Source organism: Williamsia serinedens (assembly GCF_024171725.1).
Classification (GTDB): domain Bacteria; phylum Actinomycetota; class Actinomycetes; order Mycobacteriales; family Mycobacteriaceae; genus Williamsia_A; species Williamsia_A serinedens.
Genome location: NZ_JAMTCG010000002.1, coordinates 186,583 through 204,605, shown reverse-complemented (window position 1 = coordinate 204,605; position 18,023 = coordinate 186,583). Strand labels below are relative to the sequence as shown.

At 70.9% G+C, this 18,023-nt stretch carries 19 protein-coding genes and 1 pseudogene; 11 read left to right on the top strand and 9 right to left on the bottom strand.

Going from position 1 to position 18,023, the window contains the following annotated elements:
• Positions 1 to 35 precede the first annotated feature (35 nt).
• Together LX12_RS04485 and LX12_RS04480 are read left to right on the top strand one after the other, a co-directional pair.
• On the top strand, positions 36 to 836 hold the full coding sequence (locus LX12_RS04485) for an SDR family oxidoreductase (RefSeq protein ID WP_253653333.1): 801 nt from the start codon (positions 36 to 38) through the stop codon (positions 834 to 836).
• Positions 826 to 1,254, top strand: a complete 429-nt coding sequence (locus LX12_RS04480; protein WP_253653332.1) for an NUDIX hydrolase — start codon at positions 826 to 828, stop codon at positions 1,252 to 1,254. Before LX12_RS04485 ends, LX12_RS04480 begins: the two co-directional genes overlap by 11 nt.
• A gap of 166 nt (positions 1,255 to 1,420) precedes the next feature.
• On the opposite strand, the gene LX12_RS04475 is transcribed toward LX12_RS04480, so the two are convergent.
• Positions 1,421 to 2,947 (bottom strand): phytoene desaturase family protein, encoded by a 1,527-nt coding sequence (locus LX12_RS04475; RefSeq protein ID WP_253653331.1) that lies wholly within the window; start codon positions 2,945 to 2,947, stop codon positions 1,421 to 1,423.
• A 20-nt stretch (positions 2,948 to 2,967) separates the two neighbouring features.
• Positions 2,968 to 3,653 (bottom strand): annotated as a pseudogene (locus tag LX12_RS04470) (ZIP family metal transporter).
• 34 nt (positions 3,654 to 3,687) lie between these two features.
• On the opposite strand from LX12_RS04470, the gene LX12_RS04465 reads away from it, so the two are divergent.
• Complete coding sequence (locus LX12_RS04465) at positions 3,688 to 4,689, top strand: acrylyl-CoA reductase family protein (RefSeq protein ID WP_253653330.1); 1,002 nt, start codon at positions 3,688 to 3,690, stop codon at positions 4,687 to 4,689.
• 3 nt (positions 4,690 to 4,692) lie between these two features.
• Here LX12_RS04465 and LX12_RS04460 read toward each other — a convergent pair whose 3' ends face one another.
• Positions 4,693 to 5,748 (bottom strand): 2,3-butanediol dehydrogenase, encoded by a 1,056-nt coding sequence (locus LX12_RS04460; RefSeq protein WP_253653329.1) that lies wholly within the window; start codon positions 5,746 to 5,748, stop codon positions 4,693 to 4,695.
• A 121-nt stretch (positions 5,749 to 5,869) separates the two neighbouring features.
• Here LX12_RS04460 and LX12_RS04455 point away from each other — a divergent pair, with 121 nt between their 5' ends.
• The 4 genes from LX12_RS04455 to LX12_RS04440 all read left to right on the top strand — a co-directional run bounded on the left by LX12_RS04455 (position 5,870) and on the right by LX12_RS04440 (position 10,386).
• Complete coding sequence (locus LX12_RS04455) at positions 5,870 to 7,402, top strand: protein adenylyltransferase SelO (protein WP_308213966.1); 1,533 nt, start codon at positions 5,870 to 5,872, stop codon at positions 7,400 to 7,402.
• A gap of 90 nt (positions 7,403 to 7,492) precedes the next feature.
• A complete protein-coding gene (locus LX12_RS04450) occupies positions 7,493 to 8,149 on the top strand; it encodes a TetR/AcrR family transcriptional regulator (protein ID WP_253653328.1) in 657 nt (218 codons plus the stop codon).
• A gap of 3 nt (positions 8,150 to 8,152) precedes the next feature.
• Positions 8,153 to 9,367, top strand: a complete 1,215-nt coding sequence (locus LX12_RS04445) for an acyl-CoA dehydrogenase family protein (RefSeq protein ID WP_253653327.1) — start codon at positions 8,153 to 8,155, stop codon at positions 9,365 to 9,367.
• Positions 9,368 to 9,390: 23 nt separating this feature from the next.
• Positions 9,391 to 10,386 (top strand): phosphotransferase family protein, encoded by a 996-nt coding sequence (locus tag LX12_RS04440; protein WP_253653858.1) that lies wholly within the window; start codon positions 9,391 to 9,393, stop codon positions 10,384 to 10,386.
• Positions 10,387 to 10,666: 280 nt separating this feature from the next.
• Here LX12_RS04440 and LX12_RS04435 read toward each other — a convergent pair whose 3' ends face one another.
• The 4 genes from LX12_RS04435 to LX12_RS04420 form a co-directional block, all read right to left on the bottom strand.
• A complete protein-coding gene (locus tag LX12_RS04435; protein WP_253653326.1) occupies positions 10,667 to 11,284 on the bottom strand; it encodes a dihydrofolate reductase family protein in 618 nt (205 codons plus the stop codon).
• Positions 11,285 to 11,344: 60 nt separating this feature from the next.
• Complete coding sequence (locus LX12_RS04430; RefSeq protein WP_253653857.1) at positions 11,345 to 11,743, bottom strand: PaaI family thioesterase; 399 nt, start codon at positions 11,741 to 11,743, stop codon at positions 11,345 to 11,347.
• 77 nt (positions 11,744 to 11,820) lie between these two features.
• On the bottom strand, positions 11,821 to 12,495 hold the full coding sequence (locus LX12_RS04425) for a histidine phosphatase family protein (RefSeq protein WP_253653325.1): 675 nt from the start codon (positions 12,493 to 12,495) through the stop codon (positions 11,821 to 11,823).
• A 7-nt stretch (positions 12,496 to 12,502) separates the two neighbouring features.
• Complete coding sequence (locus LX12_RS04420; protein ID WP_253653324.1) at positions 12,503 to 13,999, bottom strand: MFS transporter; 1,497 nt, start codon at positions 13,997 to 13,999, stop codon at positions 12,503 to 12,505.
• A 95-nt stretch (positions 14,000 to 14,094) separates the two neighbouring features.
• Here LX12_RS04420 and LX12_RS04415 point away from each other — a divergent pair, with 95 nt between their 5' ends.
• The 3 genes from LX12_RS04415 (at position 14,095) to LX12_RS04410 (ending at position 15,568) form a co-directional block, all read left to right on the top strand.
• The gene (locus LX12_RS04415) at positions 14,095 to 14,853 is read left to right on the top strand and encodes a TetR/AcrR family transcriptional regulator (protein ID WP_253653323.1); all 759 of its coding nucleotides are present in this window, start codon (positions 14,095 to 14,097) and stop codon (positions 14,851 to 14,853) included.
• A gap of 115 nt (positions 14,854 to 14,968) precedes the next feature.
• Positions 14,969 to 15,100, top strand: coding sequence for a hypothetical protein (locus LX12_RS21895; protein ID WP_301284189.1), 132 nt, complete (start codon positions 14,969 to 14,971; stop codon positions 15,098 to 15,100).
• A gap of 135 nt (positions 15,101 to 15,235) precedes the next feature.
• Positions 15,236 to 15,568 (top strand): helix-turn-helix domain-containing protein, encoded by a 333-nt coding sequence (locus tag LX12_RS04410; RefSeq protein ID WP_253653322.1) that lies wholly within the window; start codon positions 15,236 to 15,238, stop codon positions 15,566 to 15,568.
• Here LX12_RS04410 and LX12_RS04405 read toward each other — a convergent pair whose 3' ends face one another.
• Both LX12_RS04405 and LX12_RS04400 read right to left on the bottom strand, forming a co-directional pair.
• On the bottom strand, positions 15,569 to 16,231 hold the full coding sequence (locus LX12_RS04405) for a response regulator (RefSeq protein ID WP_308213965.1): 663 nt from the start codon (positions 16,229 to 16,231) through the stop codon (positions 15,569 to 15,571).
• A complete protein-coding gene (locus tag LX12_RS04400; protein ID WP_253653321.1) occupies positions 16,228 to 17,484 on the bottom strand; it encodes a sensor histidine kinase in 1,257 nt (418 codons plus the stop codon). Before LX12_RS04400 ends, LX12_RS04405 begins: the two co-directional genes overlap by 4 nt.
• Before the next feature lie 126 nt (positions 17,485 to 17,610).
• Here LX12_RS04400 and LX12_RS04395 point away from each other — a divergent pair, with 126 nt between their 5' ends.
• Entirely contained in the window at positions 17,611 to 18,021 is a 411-nt protein-coding gene (locus LX12_RS04395) for a VOC family protein (RefSeq protein ID WP_253653320.1), read from the top strand.
• The last annotated feature ends 2 nt before the right edge of the window (positions 18,022 to 18,023 follow it).

Below are 18,023 nucleotides of genomic sequence, written 5' to 3'. Positions count from 1 at the left end.
GGCATCTGACACGCGCTCGTGTGAGAATGCGGCGCATGGCCTCGACGAAGAGCGTGTTCATCACCGGTGCGGCGGCGGGTATCGGCCGTAAGACGGCCCTCTCCTTCGCGAAGAAGGGCTACACCGTCGGCGGCTACGACATCGACGAGGTGGGTCTGAAGTCGCTCAAGGACGAGATCGAGGACCTCGGTGCGACCGCGGTCGTCGGTCACCTCGATGTCACCGACTTCGACGAGTTCTCCGAGCGCCTGAAGGAGTTCACCGACACCACCGGTGGTCGGCTCGACGTGATGCTCAACAACGCGGGCATCCTCATCGCCGGCAAGTTCGAGGAGATCAAGGTGTCGACCCTCCACAAGGAGATCGACATCAACTGCAAGGGCGTGGTGAACGGCCTGCACGCGGCGTTCCCGTACCTGAAGGCGACGAAGAACTCGGTCGCGATCAACCTCGCGTCGGCGTCGGCGATCTACGGCCAGGCCGAGCTCGCGAACTACAGCTCGACCAAGCACTTCGTCCGGTCGATCACCGAGGCACTGGACATCGAGTGGGGTGGCCACGGCATCCGTGTCGTCGCCATCTGGCCGCTGTACGTGCAGACCGCGATGACCGCCAACATCAAGACCGGCACCACCGACCGCCTGGGCATCAAGCTCGGACCCCAGGACGTGGCCGACCGCATCCTCGAGGCGGCCGAGCCCAACCTCTTCAGCAAGCTGATCCACCAGGTGCACTACACGGTGGGCACGCAGACCCGCGTCCTGCAGGCCGGGTCGCGGTTCTCGCCGATCTTCCTGACCCGCCTGGTGAACAAAAACCTCGCCGGTGGCCACTGATCCCATCGTCGTCAGCGCCGCGATCATCCGCGACGCGACGGGACGGATCCTGCTCGTCCGCAAGCGGGGGACCAGCCGGTACATGATGCCGGGCGGCAAGCCCGAGTCCGGTGAGACCCCGCTCGACACCGTGGTCCGCGAGATCGACGAAGAGGTCGGGATCGTGCTGGACCCCGGGTCGCTGACCCCGTGGGGTCGCATCGAGACGGCCGCGGCCAACGAGGCCGACACCGTGCTGCTGGCCGACGTCTTCGACTGCGGGACGGTGGACGGGGACGGATCACACGTCAGGGTCGCCGCGGAGATCGACGAACTGCGCTGGCACGACGTCACCGACGACGACCGCGACGACCTCGCGCCGCTCTTCGTCGACCACGTCCTACCGGTCCTGCGGCGCCACACCGGCGGCTCTTCCTGACCCGACCGTCTGTTGGGCGGTTGGAACCGTCTGGTGGGCGTCCGGCGCACCTCGCGAGGTCCCAACCGCCCAACGAACGGCTCCTACCGCCCAACGAACGGCTCCGGCTGCCCAACGAACGGCTCCTACCGCCCAACGAACGGCTCAAACTGCCCGACGAACGGGGTCACTGCAGGGCCCAGCGGGCGGAGTTGTGGCCGGGGATGCCGCTGACCCCTCCGCCACGGCGGGCGCCCGCCCCGGCGATGCTCACCCGCGGATGACGTGTCTCGACGCCCCATGTCCCGATCTCGTCGTCGGACTCGGCCCACGGCCACTGCAGCGAGCGGTGGAAGATGTGGCCGCCCGGCAGGCCCGGCGACTGCTCGAGGTCCCGCGGGGTGCGCACCTCGATGCACGGGTTGCCGGCACCGTCGCGCGCGACGACCTCCATCACCGGCTCGGCGAGCACGGAGTCGAGTGATCGCAGCGTCGCGGCGAGGGCCTCGTCCCTCGCGTCTGTCCGGTCGAACAGTTCGGGCGGCATGTGCAGCCCGAAGAGCGTGAGCGTCTGCATCCCGTCCGTGCCCGGACCGAGGATGCTGCGGTCGGACAGGGTGTGGCAGTAGATCTCGCACGGAGGCACGTCGGGGACACGCCCCTGCGACGCCCGCGTCCACGCGGTGTGGAGCTGGTCGAAACCCTCGTTGACGTGGAAGGTGCCGGAGAATGCGGCGACCGGGTCGACGGTGGGGTCGGCGAGGCGGGGGAGTCGCGTCAGCACCAGGTTCACCTTGAGCTGCGCACCCCGCGGATCCGGTTCCGTGGCAACGGGTTCGTCGAGCATCGTGTTCAGCACCGCGGGCGCGCAGGCAGCGTGGATGCACGGCGCACGCGCCTCGTCACCGCCGGCGGTCGTCCGCCAGGACACGCTGCCGTCGGCGGGATCCACGCCGACGACCTCGGCGCCGGTGAGGATCTCGGCCCCGGCGTCGAGCGCCGCCCGGGCCATCGCCCCCGTCACCGCACCCATGCCCCCGACAGGCACGTCCCAGTCGCCCGTGCCGTTGCCGATCAGGTGGTAGAGCAGGCAGATGTTCTGCCGCAGCGACGGGTCGTCGAGATCCGCGAAGGTGCCGATCAGGGCGTCGGTCGCGACGATCCCGCGCACGGTGTCGTCGGCGAACTCCCGCCGGAGCCAGTCGCCGAGTGGCCGTTCGACGAGGTCGGCCCAGACGTCGCCGACGAGGTCGCGTGCCGTGGACAGCGACGGCAGGGGCTGCGTCATCGTCGGGAACAGGCGCTGCGCCACCTCGCCCATCGCGGTGTAGAACCGTTGCCACGCATCGTGATCGGCGTCGGAGCCGGTGACCGATCGGAACGCGGCGCGCGTCGCTTCCTCGTCCCCGCCGTCGACGAGGATCCCGCGTTCCGGGGCGCCGGGCACCGGCGTGTAGGACGAGAACCGTCGTCGCACCAGCCGGAGGTCGAGGTCGAGGTCGCTGATGACGTGCCGCGGCAGCAGCGACACCAGGTAGGAGTACCGCGACAGTCGTGCTGCGACACCGGGGAACACGTCGGCCGAGATCGCCGCGCCACCGACGTGATCCGACCGCTCGAGCACCACCACGCGACGTCCGGCGCGCGCGAGGTAGGCGGCCGCGGTGAGCCCGTTGTGGCCGGCGCCGATCACGATGTCGTCGTAGCTGCGCACAAGGCGACGGTAGCCCTCCCTCACCCCAGGACGAAGGCGACGAGGAACCCCCCGGCCGTGCAGATGCCCACCCACCAGCCGCCGTCGCGATACGCCTCGGGCATCAGCGAGTCGGCGAGCACCGCGAGGGTCGCGCCGCCGGCGAACGCCTGCACGAGGCTGATGCCGGTCTGCGGGATGACATCGGACAGGGCGTAGCCGGCGACGGTGACCGCGACGAGGACGGCTGCCGTCACCGACCACAGGGTCATGGCCCGCGCGGCGGTGAACCGGTGGGCCGTACGCATCAGCGCGGCTCCGCTGACGGCCTCGGGCACGTTGCCGACCGCCACCGCGACGACCAGGACCAGACCCCCACCGGTCGTGAGGGACACACCCAGCGCCGTGTTCTCGGGTACCCGTCGAGGATCGACCCCAGCATCAGCGCCGGACCGATCGCGGCGGGGCCCAGGCGCTGCTCGATGAGACGGTTGGCGACGACGTAGAGGGCGGCGCCCGCGAACAACGCGGCACCGGCGATGGTCGGACCCGCCTGCCGGAAGGCGGGTTCGAACAACTCCGACGACACCGCGGCGATCATGGTCCCGGCGCCGAAGGCCATGAGGCCGGCCAGCAACCACCGGGGAAGCGTCCAGCGCAGCCCGATCGCCGCCCCGGCCGCCAACGGCAGAGCGGTCGCGAGTCCGTAGAGCACCGCGGTGATCACACCGTCGCTGTACCCGTGATTACGCTCGGCAACCGTGAGCACCTTCTCCGCGCGCGTGGCCCGCGAATCCGACGGCGACATCACCCTGCACACCGAGACCGTCGACGACGACTTCCTGCCCGAGGGTGGGGTCCGCATCGACGTGACCCACTCGTCGGTCAACTACAAGGACGCCCTGGCGATCACGCCGAAGGGCGGTGTCGTGCGGAACTACCCGATCGTCCCCGGCATCGACCTCGCCGGCACGGTCGCGTCCAGCGACGACCCGTCGTTCTCGCCGGGCGACCCGGTCCTGCTGCACGGATACGAGACCGGGGTGTCCCGGCACGGTGGCTACGCCGAGCGGGCTGCCGGCCCCGCCGACCAGATCGTCCCGCTCGGTGACGGACTGAGCCCCGCCGAGGCCGCGACGATCGGCACCGCCGGGTTCACCGCGGCGATGAGCGTCGCCGCCCTCGTCGACCGCGGCCTGCGACCGGAGGACGGCAAGGTCCTCGTGACCGGCGCGTCCGGCGGCGTCGGGATCGTGGCGGTCGACCTCCTCGCGGGACTCGGCTACGAGGTCGTGGCCTCCAGCGGCAAGGAGCACGCCCGCGACCTGCTGAGCGAACTCGGCGCCGCCGAGGTGATCGGCCGTGTCCCGGAGGACCCCGACGCGAAGATCAAGCCCCTGGGCAGCGAGACGTGGGCGGCGGCCGTCGACTGCGTCGGCGGACCCACGCTCGCCTGGGTGCTGTCGACCATCCGCTACGGCGGGGCCGTCGCGGCCAGTGGCCTCACCGGCGGCGCAGGCCTGCCGACGACGGTGATGCCGTTCATCCTGCGCGGGGTCGCGCTCCTCGGCATCGACTCGGTCCAGGCGCCCATCGACACCCGCCGCGCCCTGTGGGCCCGGCTCGCCGACGACCTCCGCCCGCCCCACCTCGATCGCATCACCACCGAGGTGGCGGTCGGCGACGTCGACTCCGCGCTGGCGGAGATCACGCGGGGCGAGCGCATCGGCCGCACCCTCGTGCGTGTCGCCGGCGGCTTATGAGGACTACGCCGACGGGCTGACGAGGATCTTCACCGCGGTGTCGGTGTGGTCGATGAGGGTGTGCAGACCCTCGTCGACGAGATCGTCGAGGGCGATGCGCCCGGTGATGAACGGCGCGAGGTCGACGGTCCCGTCCTGGACGAGGGCGATCGCCGCCGCGTGGTCGCGCACGTAGGCGATCGTCCCGCGCAGGTCGATCTCCTTGAGCACCAGCTTCTGCATGTCGACGGTCGCCGGTGCACCCCAGATCGACACGTTCACGACGACTCCGGCCGGGCGGACCGCGTCGAGCACGTCGTCGAGGACCGCGTTCACGCCGGCGCACTCGAAGCCCAGGTCGGCGCCGAGGCCGTCGGTCAGCTCGCGCACCCGGTCACCGATGGACCCGTCGCGCGGGTTGAGGACGTGATCGGCGACGGCCTGCGCGCGCTCGATCCGCGCCGAACTGACCTCGGACACGATCACCGTCACCCCCATGCCGCGCAGCACCGCCGCGACGAGCAGGCCGATCGGGCCGGACCCGCCCACGATCGCCGTCTGGCCGGACCGTGCGCCGCTGCGCTCGACGGCGTGGTGCGCCACCGACAGCGGCTCGATGAGCGCCGCCTGGTCGAGCGGCATGTCGCCGACGGGATGCACCCAGCGCCGGGGCACGACGACCTTCTCGCTCAGCCCACCGCCGCCCCCGGCGAGACCGATGAACCCCATCCGGGTGCACAGGTGGTAGTTGCCCTCGCGGCACGGCGGGCACTCGTCGCAGACGACATAGGGCTCGACCACGACGCCGTCCCCGACGGCGAGGTCGTCGACACCCTCGCCGACCGCCGACACGGTCCCCGAGAACTCGTGGCCCATCGTGACCGGGGTGTCCTCACCGGTCAGCGGATGCGGGTGGCCGTGGGCGGGGATGAAGATCGGGCCCTCGAGGTACTCGTGCAGATCGGTGCCGCAGATGCCGCACCACGCGACGTCGATCGCGACCGTGCCCGGACGCAGTTCGGGCTCGGCCACGTCCTCGATGCGGATGTCCTTGCGGCCGTGGAAACGCGCTGCCCTCATCAGTCCTCCTGCGGTGGTGGTGTGAGCGGACCGTAGGCGCGGCGAGAACGGGATCGACAGCGTTGCACGGCGTTGCAGCGGTGCGGTTTCGTCGCAGGTCGTGGTGGCTACCCTGGTCAAGGTGAGTGCACCCACCGCCCTCCGCGGGCTCGTCGATCTCGACACGAGCTTCGTGCGCGACCTCGAGGGCATGTACGTGCCGTGGTCCGGCGACGTCGTCCCCGATCCCGAGATCGTCGTCCTCAACGAGCCGCTCGCACGGGAACTCGGACTCGACCCCGAGCGGCTGCGCAGCGCCGACGGAGCCGCCCTGCTGGCCGGATCGGCACCTCCCGCCGACACCACCACCGTCGCGATGGCGTACTCGGGCCACCAGTTCGGCAACTTTTCGCCGCTCCTCGGCGACGGCCGGGCGCTGCTCCTCGGGGAGCTCGTCGCCCCCGACGGCACCCGACGCGACCTGCATCTCAAGGGATCCGGGCGTACGCCGTTCGCGCGCGGTGGCGACGGCAAGGCCGTCCTCGGACCGATGCTGCGCGAGTACCTGGTGTCCGAGGCGATGCACGCGCTGGGGATCCCGACGACGCGATCGCTGGCCGTGACGTCGACGGGACAGTCGGTGCAGCGCGAGCAGCCCGAGCCGGGCGCGGTGCTCGCGCGCATCGCGTCGAGCCATCTCCGGGTCGGCAGCTTCGAGTTCGCGGTCCGTCGTGGCCCGCTCGTCGTCGACCTGACCCACTACGCCATCGCGCGCCATCACCCCGACCTGCTGGAGATCGACGACGTGCCCGATCGCGTCGTCGCCTTCTTCGAACGCGTCCTCGACGCGCAGGCGTCGCTGATCGCGCAGTACATGGGCGTCGGATTCATCCACGGCGTGCTCAACACCGACAACACCACGATCTCCGGAGAGAGCATCGACTACGGGCCGTGCGCCTTCCTCGACGCCCACGACCCGACGACGGTGTTCAGTTCCATCGACACCATCGGGCGCTACGCGTTCGGCAACCAGCCGGCCGTCATCGGCTGGAACCTGGCCCGTCTCGCGGAGGCGCTCATCCCGCTCGTCGGCGCTCGGGACGACGGGGAGGTCGACGCCGATGCGGCGATCGCCCGCTTGACGGACTCGCTGTCGACCTATGCGGCGCGGTACGAGCATCACCAGGCCGCGGTGACCGCGCGCAAGATCGGACTGCGCGGCGCAGGCGATCCCTCGCCGCTCGACGACGACGAGTCGTCCCTCCTCACCGATCTCGAGACGGTGATGCGCGAGCAGCGGGTCGACCACACCGGGTTCTTCCGCGCACTCTCGGTGGATCTGTGGGCGCACGCCTCCGGACACGAGCCGACGGAGACCGCGGCCCTCGCCCCGAACCCCGGCACCCGGGAATGGCTCGAGCGCTGGTTCGCCGTCCTGGGCGATCGCGCCACCACCGCGACCGCGGACGGGATGGACGCCGTGAACCCGGTCGTCGTCCCGCGCAACCACCTCGTGGACGAGGCGCTGCGCGCCGGCGAGGCGGGTGACATGGGCCCCTTCCATGCACTGTTCGCCGCGGTGACGCACCCGTTCGACGCTCCCTCGGACCCGCGGTTCGCACTCCCTGCGCCCGACGGCTTCTCCGACGGGTTCCGGACCTTCTGCGGAACCTGACGCGCAGGTCACGCGCGTGACCGCGCTCCCGTCCGAACGCTCGGTAGGGTGCATGATCGTGAAGGAACGGTGCGGGGCTAGGTTGAAGCCATGACCGACGAGCCGCGCACGACCGTGACGGAGCCGTGGCGGGACTACGAGCGGTCGGAGTTGTCGGCCCCACTGACCGCCGCGCTCGCCGCCTTCGAGGAGCAGGGCTATCACGGGACGTCGGTCCGGGAGATCGCCGGTCGGGCGGGCCTGTCGGTGCCGGGGCTCTATCACCACTACCCGTCGAAGCAGTCACTCCTGCAGGGGCTGCTCGAGATGACGATGAACGACCTCACCTGGCGGACCGAGAGCGCGCTCGCCGCGACCGGTGACGATCCGGTCGACCGCTACGACGCCGTCGTCGAGGTGCTGCTGCAGTTCCACATCCACCGTCGCGCGCAGGCGTTCATCGGGTCGTCGGAGATCCGCAGCCTGGAGCCCGACTACCGGCCCGTCTACACGCAGAAGCGACGCAAGTTGCAGGGCATCGTCGACGACCTCATCCGCGACGGCGTCCGTGCCGGGGTGTTCCACACCGGTGACCCGAAGGACACGGGCCGGGCGATCACGACGATGTGCGTGGGCGTGTCGACCTGGTACCGCCCGGACGGTCGGCTCTCCGCCGACGAGATCGTGGCCCGGTTCGGACGGATCGCCCGCGCGGCCGTCGGATACACCGGCGACGCCGACACATCACCCGCCGACGAAGGGATCTGACCCATGGCAGTGGACTTGCGCTACGACGACGAGGTGCAGAAGACGATCGCCGCGACGGAGGCGTTCGTCGCCGACGTCGTCCTGCCGCTGGAGGACGAGTTCGCGGGCGACTTCGAGAAGGCCGGCGGGGAGCACCTGCGGATCGAACTGCAGGAGAAGGCCAAGGCCGCAGGCGTGTTCGCGCCGCACGCCCCGGTCGAGTACGGCGGCCTCGGACTGAACATGTCCGATCGCGCGCCGGTCTTCGAGGCCGGGGGACGGTCGGTGTTCGGTCCGATCGCGCTGAACATCGGTGCGCCCGACGAGGGCAACGTGCACATGCTCGCCCACATCGCGTCGCCGGCGCAGAAGGAGCAGTTCCTGGCCCCGCTGGCGCACGGTGACGTGCGGTCGGCGTTCGCGATGACCGAGCCGGAACCCGGTGCGGGATCGGATCCGTCGGCCCTGACGACGGCGGCCACGCGGGTTCCCGGTGGGTGGTCGATAACGGGCCACAAGTGGTTCATCACCGGCGCGGACGGTGCGGGGTTCTTCATCATCATGGCGCGCACGTCGGGCTCGCCCGGTGAGAGCGGCGGAGCCACGATGTTCCTCGCGCCGGCGCCCGACGACGGCATCGAGATCGTGCGGCACATGGGGACCACCGACCGTGCGGGACTGGGCGGTCACTGCGAGATCCGGTTCCGTGAGCTGTTCGTTCCCGACGAGAACGTCCTGGGCGAGGTCGACGAGGGCTTCCGGTACGCGCAGGTCCGGCTCGGACCGGCGCGCATGACGCACGTCATGCGGTGGTTGGGTGTCGCGGTCCGCGCGCACGAGGTCGCCGTCGACTACGTCGCGCGTCGTCGGGCGTTCGGCGGCCGGCTCGGCGATCTCGGCATGATCCAGCAGATGGTGGCCGACAACGAGATCGACCTCGCCGCATCGAGGGCACTGCTCGTGAAGGCCTGCCACGAACTGGATCTCGGCCGCCACGCCAGCAACGAGACGTCGATCGCGAAGACTTTCGCCGCCGAGGCGTACTCGCGCGTCGTCGATCGCGCCATCCAGATGTGCGGTGGTTCGGGCGTCACCGACGACCTGCCGCTCGCGCGTCTGCAGGCCGAGCTCAGGCCGTTCCGCATCTACGACGGCGCCTCCGAGGTGCATCGCTGGGCGATCGCCAAGCGTGCCGTGGGGCGGGCGGCGAAGAAGCAGCAGTCGCAGGCGGCGCAGTGACCTCCACGACGTCGCTGCCGGGCATGGATCCGGTTGCGCTGCGGTCGTTCCTGGCGGATTCGGGCGTCGAGGTCGCGGGTGATCTCGACGTCCACCTCATCTCCGGTGGCCGGTCGAACCTCACGTTCGGAGTCACCGACGGCGCGACGAAGTGGGTCGTGCGTCGTCCGCCGACGTCGGGTCTGACGCCGTCTGCGCACGACATGAACCGGGAGTGGACGGTGACCCGGGCGTTGCAGGGCACAGCTGTACCGGTGGCGCGGACGGTCGCGTTCGACGCCGAGGGCACCGTCCTCGGTGCGCCGTGCACCGTCGTCGAGTTCGTCGAGGGCACGGTGATCCGCAGTGCGTCGGAGCTCGACGCCCTCGACGACGCCGCCGTGGACCGCAACGTCGACGCGTTGATCCGGACCCTGGCCGATCTGCACGCCGTGGATCACGAGGCGGTCGGGCTCGGCGAGTTCGGTCGGCCGGAGGGATTCGTCGCACGCCAGGTGAAGACGTGGACGCGGCAGTGGGGGATCGTGAAGACCCGCGAGCTGCCGGACGTGGAGAAGCTCGCTGGTCTGCTGGCCGACAACATCCCGACCGATTCCGCGAACGCGATCGTGCACGGGGACTTCCGCGTGGACAACACGATCCTCGACGCCGACGACCCGGGAGTCGTTCGTGCCGTGGTGGACTGGGAGATGTCGACCCTGGGTGACCCGATCACCGACGTCGCCCTCATGTGCGTCTACCGCCAGCCCATCTTCGACCGGGTGCTCGGCCTGTCGGCCGCGTGGACCAGCGACCGCTACCCCGACACCGACGACCTCGCGCAGCGCTACGCGACCGCGGCCGGGGTCGAGATGGCGCACTGGGGTTTCTACCTCGCGCTCGCGAACTTCAAGCTCGGCGTGATCGGTGAGGGCATCGCCTACCGCGCGCTGCAGGGGTCGTCGTCGGGTGAGGGTGCGGAGAAGGCCGCCGAGGCGACCCAGGAGTTCATGGCCGCCGGCCTGCGCGCCCTGAGCTAGATGTAATGACCCGAGACCCGTTCGTTGGGCAGCAGAAACCGTTCGTTGGGCAGCAGGAACCGTTCGTTGGGCAGCCGGGGCACCACATTCGTCCCAACCGCCCAACCGATGGTCCCAACCGCCCAACCGATGGTCCCGACCGCCCAACCGATGGTCCCGACCGCCCAACCGATGGTCCCGACCGCCCAACCGATGGTCCCAACCGCCCAACCGACGGTCCCAACCGCCCAACCGACGGTCCCAACCGCCCAACCGATGGTCCCGACCGCCCAACCGACGGTCAGCGAACTACGCGGTAGCGGAGATGGACCGTGTTCGGTGGTGCCTCGAGAACCCGGGTGAGCTCGAGTCGCGGTGTGCCCGGGGCGAAGCCGTCGAACAGGCGCTCGCCGCCGCCGAGGATCTCGCCGCTCACCTGCAGGTCGATCTCGTCGACGATGCCGGCCGCGATGGCCTGCCGCGCACACGACGCCCCGCCCGCGATGGAGATCGACTGCCCGTCGGCGGCGTCGACGGCCCGGCGGTACGCGGACTCGATGCCGTCGGTGACGAAGTGGAAGGTGGTGCCGCCCGACATCTCGATCGGGTCGTGCGCGAAGTGGGTCAGGACGAACACGGGACAGTGGTACGGCGGCTCGTCACCCCACCACCCTCGCCAGTCCGAGTCGCCCCAGTCGCCGCGGACCGGGCCGAACATGTTGCGACCCATGATGGTCGCGCCCATCCCGTCGAGCATGTCCGACATGACCTGCCTGTTCACGGGGTGGTCGGCGTCGGGTCCGATGTGCCAGCGGTGCAGCGCCGGCCCGCCCACCCCGAGCGGGTTGTCCGCGCTCTGGTCGGGGCCGGCGACGTAGCCGTCCGCCGAGATGGACATCGACAGGTTCGTCCTGCTCATGAGGTCACTCCCGTTCGCGGTGATGGTGTCGGAGATACGGACCGTCGACGGCCGCGGAACTCATCGCCCGGCGGCCTTCTCGCCCCGCAGGGTGAGGACGGTGCTGGTCGCCGTCGCGACCGTCTTGCCGTCGTCGCGCGTGATGTCGCAGGCGTAGTGCTGCACCGTCGACCCGATGTGCGTGGGGTGTGCCCGAGCCGTCAGCGTGCCGGCCCACATCGGGCGGAGGAACGTGATGCGCAGGTCGATGCTCGTGAACGACTCGCCCTGCGCGATCGTCGTCGACCGCGCGGTCCCGATCGCCGCGTCGGCGAGTTCGCTGATGAACCCGCCGTGCACGGTGCCCTGTTGATTGCTGTGCAGCTCGGGGTCGGTGACGACGGTCAGGGTGGCGGTCCCCGCGTCGACCTCGGTGATCTCGAACCCGAGGAGTCGGGAGATCGCGGTGGGGTAGCGCAGGAAGGTGCGGTCGTCGGGACCGAGCGTTCCCGCCACGTGCCGCCGCAGGTACTCGAGGACCGGCAGTGTGGTGTCGCTCATCGGAACGTCATCACGTCCCGGTCGTCGACGAGGTCGACGTGGGCGTGGTCGTTCACCGACACGACCGACAACCCGGTGCGGCCGGCGATCAGCTTTGTGACGGAGGTGTTGATCATCGTCCGTGCGACGGTCAACCATCGCTCGTCGTCCAGGCCCCACAGCGTCGCGAGGACGGCGGCGATGGTGCCCGCCGACGACACCGCCACCACGGTCCGGCCCGACCCGGCCCGGGCCGCGAGGTCGCGCGCCGCCGATTCCGCCCGGTCCCGGTAATCGCGGTAGGACTCGCTGCCGACCGACGTCCCGGCGACCCAGCGCCGGAGGTCGTCGTCGAGCTCCGCCTGGAAGCCTGCGCCGTGGACGTTCTTCCCGGCCTCGCCCCCGGTCGCGATCGCACCCAGGTCGTACTCGTCCCATCGGGCGTCGGTCTCGGGCTCGGGCGCCCCGTCGACCGCGTCGAGGACGTGTCGCAGCGTCTGCTGCTGACGCGCCAGCGATCCCGCGACGGCATGGTCGATTCGACCGGCTCGCCTCGCCAGCGCGATCCCGGCTCGGCGGGCCTGGTCGTGTCCGAGCTCGGTCAGACCGCCGGCCTCGGACTGTGCCTCGGCGAGCGACCCGTAGGCCTGCGCGTGCGCCTGTCCGTGACGGACGAGGTAGACGACTCCCATGCGCCCATCATGGCCGAGAGTCCACCGGTTCCGACGTCCGCTCGCGGACCGCAAGGGTGAGGAGTGCGGTGACGAGCAGCAGTGCGGCCGCGCATGTCGCCGCGACGTGCAGTCCGTCGACGTAGGCGACGCGTGCGGCGTCGAGCACCGCGCGCCCCGCGTCGCCGCCGAGTCGAGACGCCGCCGCGACCGCCCCGCCGAGCCCGACGGCGGCGGGACCGGAGACGCCGGGCACCGATGTGTCGACGGACGCGCGGTAGACCGCGGTCAGAACGCTGCCGAGCACCGCGATCCCGATTCCGCCCCCGAGCTCGCTGCTGGTCTCGAGCATTCCTGCGGCGGCACCGGCACGGCCGGTCGGAGCCACGCCGACGACATGGTCGGCGACGACGGTCGCGACGGCGACGAGGCCGCCGGCGATCAGGGTGCTCGCGGCGAGCATCGGCCACAGTGACGACACGCCGGCCGCCCACGTCGACGCGAAACCGCCTGCTGCGACGACGAGTCCGGCCGCCATCACCGCCGGGCCACCCCACCGGGCTGCGAGCGTCGTCGACATCGGCGCGACCGCGGCGACGACCACCGTCGGTGCCAGACTCCACAGGGCTGCGGCCAATGGGTCATAGCCGAGCACCGACTGCAGATACTGCGTGACGAGGATCGCGTTGCCGACGATGCCGACCATGGCGACGAGGTTCACCGCGACGGACACGGCGAGCCGGCTGTCGGAGAACAGGCGCAGATCCATCAGCGGATGGGTCAGGGACACCTGCCGCTGGACGAACACGACGCCCAGGGCGACGCCTGCGGTGAGGACGGCCAGCGCTGTGGGGGTGAGGCCGTCGGTGCCCATCGCCTTGATGGCGCCGACCGTCGGCAACACCGCGCCCAACGCCAGGGCGGCGCTGACGACGTCTATCCGTCGCGTCCGGTCACCCGTTCCGCCGGGGAGTAGAGCAGGTGCGGCGACCAGGAGCGCGATCATCACCGGGACGTTGATCAGGAAGACCGATCCCCACCAGAAGTGCTCCAGCAGAGCCCCGCTCACGATCGGTCCGACGGCGACACCGCCCGCCATCACCGCCGACCAGGCGCCGATCGCCTTCGCCCGCGCGGCATCGTCGGTGAACATGTGCCGGATGAGCGCGAGCGTCGACGGCATCAGGGTCGCTCCCGCCACCGCGAGCACGGCCCGCGCGCCGATCAGCATCTCGGCGCTCGTCGAGAACGCGGCCAGCACCGACGCGGCCGAGAAGGTGGCCGCGCCGATCAGGAGCACTCGCCTGTGCCCGACGCGATCGGCCACCGCCCCCATCGTCAGCAGCAGACCGGCGAGGACGAGGCCGTAGACGTCGAAGATCCAGAGTTGCTGGGCGGGCGAGGGGTGGAGATCGGCCGCGATGTCCGGGACGGCGAAGAAGAGCACCGACACGTCCATCGAGACGATCAGCATCGGCAGGCACAGGACCAGGAGACCCCACCAGGGGGAACGTGTGGTGTGCATCGGTGGTCCCATCTGTGTACGTAGCAGACTGTTTATACCGTACGCACATTAGGGATGAACTGCGTACCGCGCAAGCAGTTTGTTACGCTGGCCCGGTGAGCAGCGACGACGCGACGATGCCCCGGTATCTCGCCGCGCTGTGGGAGCGTCCGTCCGGGACGCGTCGCGGCCCGAAACCCGCAGTCGGGATCCGCGACATCGGCGGCGCCGGAGTGCGGGTCGCCGACCGCGGCGGGGCGGACGCCATCTCGATGAAGGCGGTCGCGACCGAACTCGGGATGACGACCATGTCGCTGTACCGGTACGTCGACAGCAAGGACGAGTTGCTCGCCGTCGTGCTGGACGAGGCCTACGGCCCGTGCCGGCCGGGCACCGTGCGCGGAGGTACGTGGCGGGAGCGCGTCGAGTCGTGGACACGAGCGATCGCCGCGGCGCTCACGCGACGGTCGTGGATCGTCGACATACCGCTGGCTTCTCCGCCCGCCACCCCGAACGTGCTCGGCTGGACCGACGCGGGCGTCGCCGCGTTCGACGGGACGGGTCTGCCCGCACGGTCGGTGCTCAGCTCGCTGCTCGTCCTCGACGGATTCGTGCGCAACCACGTCCGTCAGTCGACGCAGCTCGGCGCTCTGCGGCCCGACGGGGGCCCGGCGCCCGACGACCGGTCCTACGAGAGCGGGATCCTGGATCTCGTGGGGGACACCGGACGGCTCCCGGCGCTGGCCGCCGCGGCGGCCGAGATCGCCCGCGGCGAGGCGTCGGACTTCTACACCGACGAGCTCGACTACGGGATCGCGGTGCTGCTCGACGGGCTCGCCCACCGCGTGGAGGCGGCGCAGTCCGCGGCGCTGTGAACGCACAGGCCGAGCGGTGCCTGCTACGTCGAATCGGTTGTCGAGCAACCGGATCACCGGGATAATCGGGCGTGATTCTCGGATGTCGGCCCGGAGCGTTGTCAGAGGAGGAGTCATGTCACGGGTGAAGTCGTTGGCCCGTAGTCGGGTGGCGCTGTGGTCCGCCGGATGGGTCGGCCTGTACATCGGGTGCACGGCCTTCGCCTTCATCCGGCTCGCCGCGGACGAGCGGTCTCAGTCGACCTGACGTCGTGCCCGTCGCCCGTCGCGCTCCGCTGTGAGCGAAACGCGGTGTCGCGCGCGGCGCAGCCCGGGTGCGCACCACTACGGTGGCGGGAAGGTCCCTGCTCGGGACGGACGCGCACGGGAGAAGGAGGCACCGATGACCGACCTGCATGTGGTCCCCGCGGACGAGGACGTCGCACCGGTCGCCGCCCCGCTGCTCCGCGAGCTCCTCGGTGCCACCCTCCGCGCGGCGCGACAGCGTCAGCAGCGCACCCTCAAGGACGTCGCCGACCGCGCGGGTGTGTCGATGACCTACCTCTCCGAGGTCGAACGCGGTCGCAAGGAGGCCTCGTCGGAGGTCGTCGGGGCCGTCACCCGTGCCCTCGGTGGCGAACTGGTCGACCTGCTCACGGAGATGGCCGGCGCCGTGGCCCGGCCCGCGCCCGCTGCCGCGCCGGCGCGCACGACGGCGATCCGCGCCGTCGCCTGATCACCGGTCGGTCGCGTCGCGGCCGGCGTCGTGGACCACCAGCGCGATCTGCACCCGGTTGCTGAGCTGCAGCTTCTCCAGGATGTGCGAGATGTGGCTCTTCACCGTCGCCACGGTGACGAACAGTTCCCGGGCGATGTCCGCGTTCGACAGTCCCTGAGCGAGCGCCCGCGCGACGCGCAGCTCCCCGGCGGTCAACGCGGCGAGCTGCTCGCGCGCGGTCGCCGCCCGCTCGTCCCGCTCGGGGCCCGTCACCCGGTCGATGAGGCGACGGGTGACCGTGGGGGACAGGATGGGGTCGCCTGCGTGCACCGCACGGATCGCGGCGATCAGATCCGCGGGCGGCGTGTCCTTCACCAGGAAGCCGGATGCACCGGCGCGCAGCGCCCGCACGACGAGGTCGTCGGCGTCGAAGGTCGTCAGGACGACGACATGCGGTGCATCCGGGACCGCACGCAGCGCAGCGGTCGCGTCGATCCCGTTCACGTGCGGCATCCGCAGGTCCATGAGCACGACGTCGGCGCGGGTCTCCCCGACGAGGTCGACGACGCCTGATCCGTCGGCGGCTTCTCCGACCACCTCGATGTCCGGCTCGGCGCCGAGCATGGTGCGGATCCCGGCGCGGACCAACCACTCGTCGTCGACGAGGAGCACACGGATCACGAGAGGGCCCCGGTCTGCCACGGCAGCCGCGCGTCGAGGACGAAGCGGTGTTCGACCACACCGTGCGTCAACGCACCGCCGGCGAGCGTCACCCGTTCCTCGAGCCCGGTCAGTCCCGTCCCCGTCCCGGGGATCGGTCGGTGGTCGGCGGACCGGTTGAGGGGTTGGCTCACGGTCACGCGCAGGCCGCGTCCGGGCCCGCCGACGACGTCGACGGACACGGGGACCGGCCCGGCGTGCTTGCGCGCGTTGGTCAGACCCTCCTGGACCACGCGGTAGGCGGCGCGGCCGACGACGCCCGGGATGCGGCCCGGCTCGTCGATCTCGATGTGCGGCGTGATCGTGGCGCCGGAACCGCGGCACTCGGCGAGAAGGTCCTCGACGTCGGCGAGGGACTGCGGCTCCGCCACCAGGTCGTCGGTCTCCCGGAGCATCGTGATCACGTCGCGGAGGTCCTCCAGCATCTGATGGACCCCACCGCGGATCACGCCCGCCGCCCGGGCGATGTCCTCCGGGGGTGCGTCCGGCCGGTACTCCAGCGCGCCCGCGTGTACCGACAGCAGGCTCATCCGATGCGCGAGGACGTCGTGCATCTCGCGGGCGAGGCGCTCACGCTCGGCGGCCCGCGCCGCGGCCAGTCGTTCCCGCTGCTCCGACTCGGCGCGATTCGCCCTCTCCGCCAGCGAGATCAACAGCTGTCGACGACTGCGGACCGACGTGCCCCACCCGATAGCGCCGCCGGTCAGGAGGACGCTGAACGCCAGCGTGATCCAGAACTGCGTCCCGTCGATGTCGGCGACGAGCACCAGGTTGAGCTGTGCGGCGACGAGCCCGAGCACGCCGACGGGGATCGCGTACCGGAGCGGGCGGTGCACGGCGAGCGAGAACGAGGCGAGATAGGCAGCCCCGGCCACGGCGGTGAAGGGGATGCAGATGAGGTTGGTGACGACCGCGATGGGCACGGGCCACCGCCGCCGCCACACGAGGGCCGCGCAGGACAGGGCCCCGACGACGAGGTCGGGCCACAGCGAGAGGGTGCTGCCGCCCACCCCGGGGACCGCCGCGAGCACACCGATCGTCGCGGCGAGGACGACCACGAGTGCGTCGACGAGGATGTCGCGGGCGGTCCGACGACCGTGCAGCGGTCGCGGATCGCCGTCGAGTTCCGCCTGCACGGCGCCCGGCAACCAGGGACGGCGCACGCGGACGGGGTCCGGCGCCGGGGTGCTCGGATAGGGCAGCGGCAGGGTCATGACCCGGCCATCGTCGCCCATCCCGGCCGCCCCGCGCATCAGGCGGAAGTCGGAGGTCGCGATGAGTTCCGGGCACGGCGGGTGTCAGTACGGGCGACCGCACCACTCACCGCAAGGAGAACCCCGATGTGCCGCATGCTGTTCGTCAACCTCCCCGTCGCCGACGTCACCGCGTCGCGGACGTTCTTCACCGGACTCGGGTTCGAGATCAACGAGACCTTCTCCGACGAGACCACGATCAGTGTCGTCATCAACGACCAGACGACGGTGATGATGCTGCAGACCGAGCGCTTCCGGTCGTTCCTCACCCGGGGCGGGATCGCCGACACCTCCACCGGCCGTGAGGCGCTCTTCGCACTGTCGGCCGATTCCCGCGAGGAGGCGGACTCGTTCGTGGACGCGGCACTCGCGGCCGGCGGGTCGCACTGGGACGAACCCCAGGACCACGGGTTCATGTACGGACGCAGCTTCGTCGACCTCGACGGTCACGCCTGGGAGGTCGTCTGGATGGACCCGGCGCAGATGCCGGGGCAGTGACC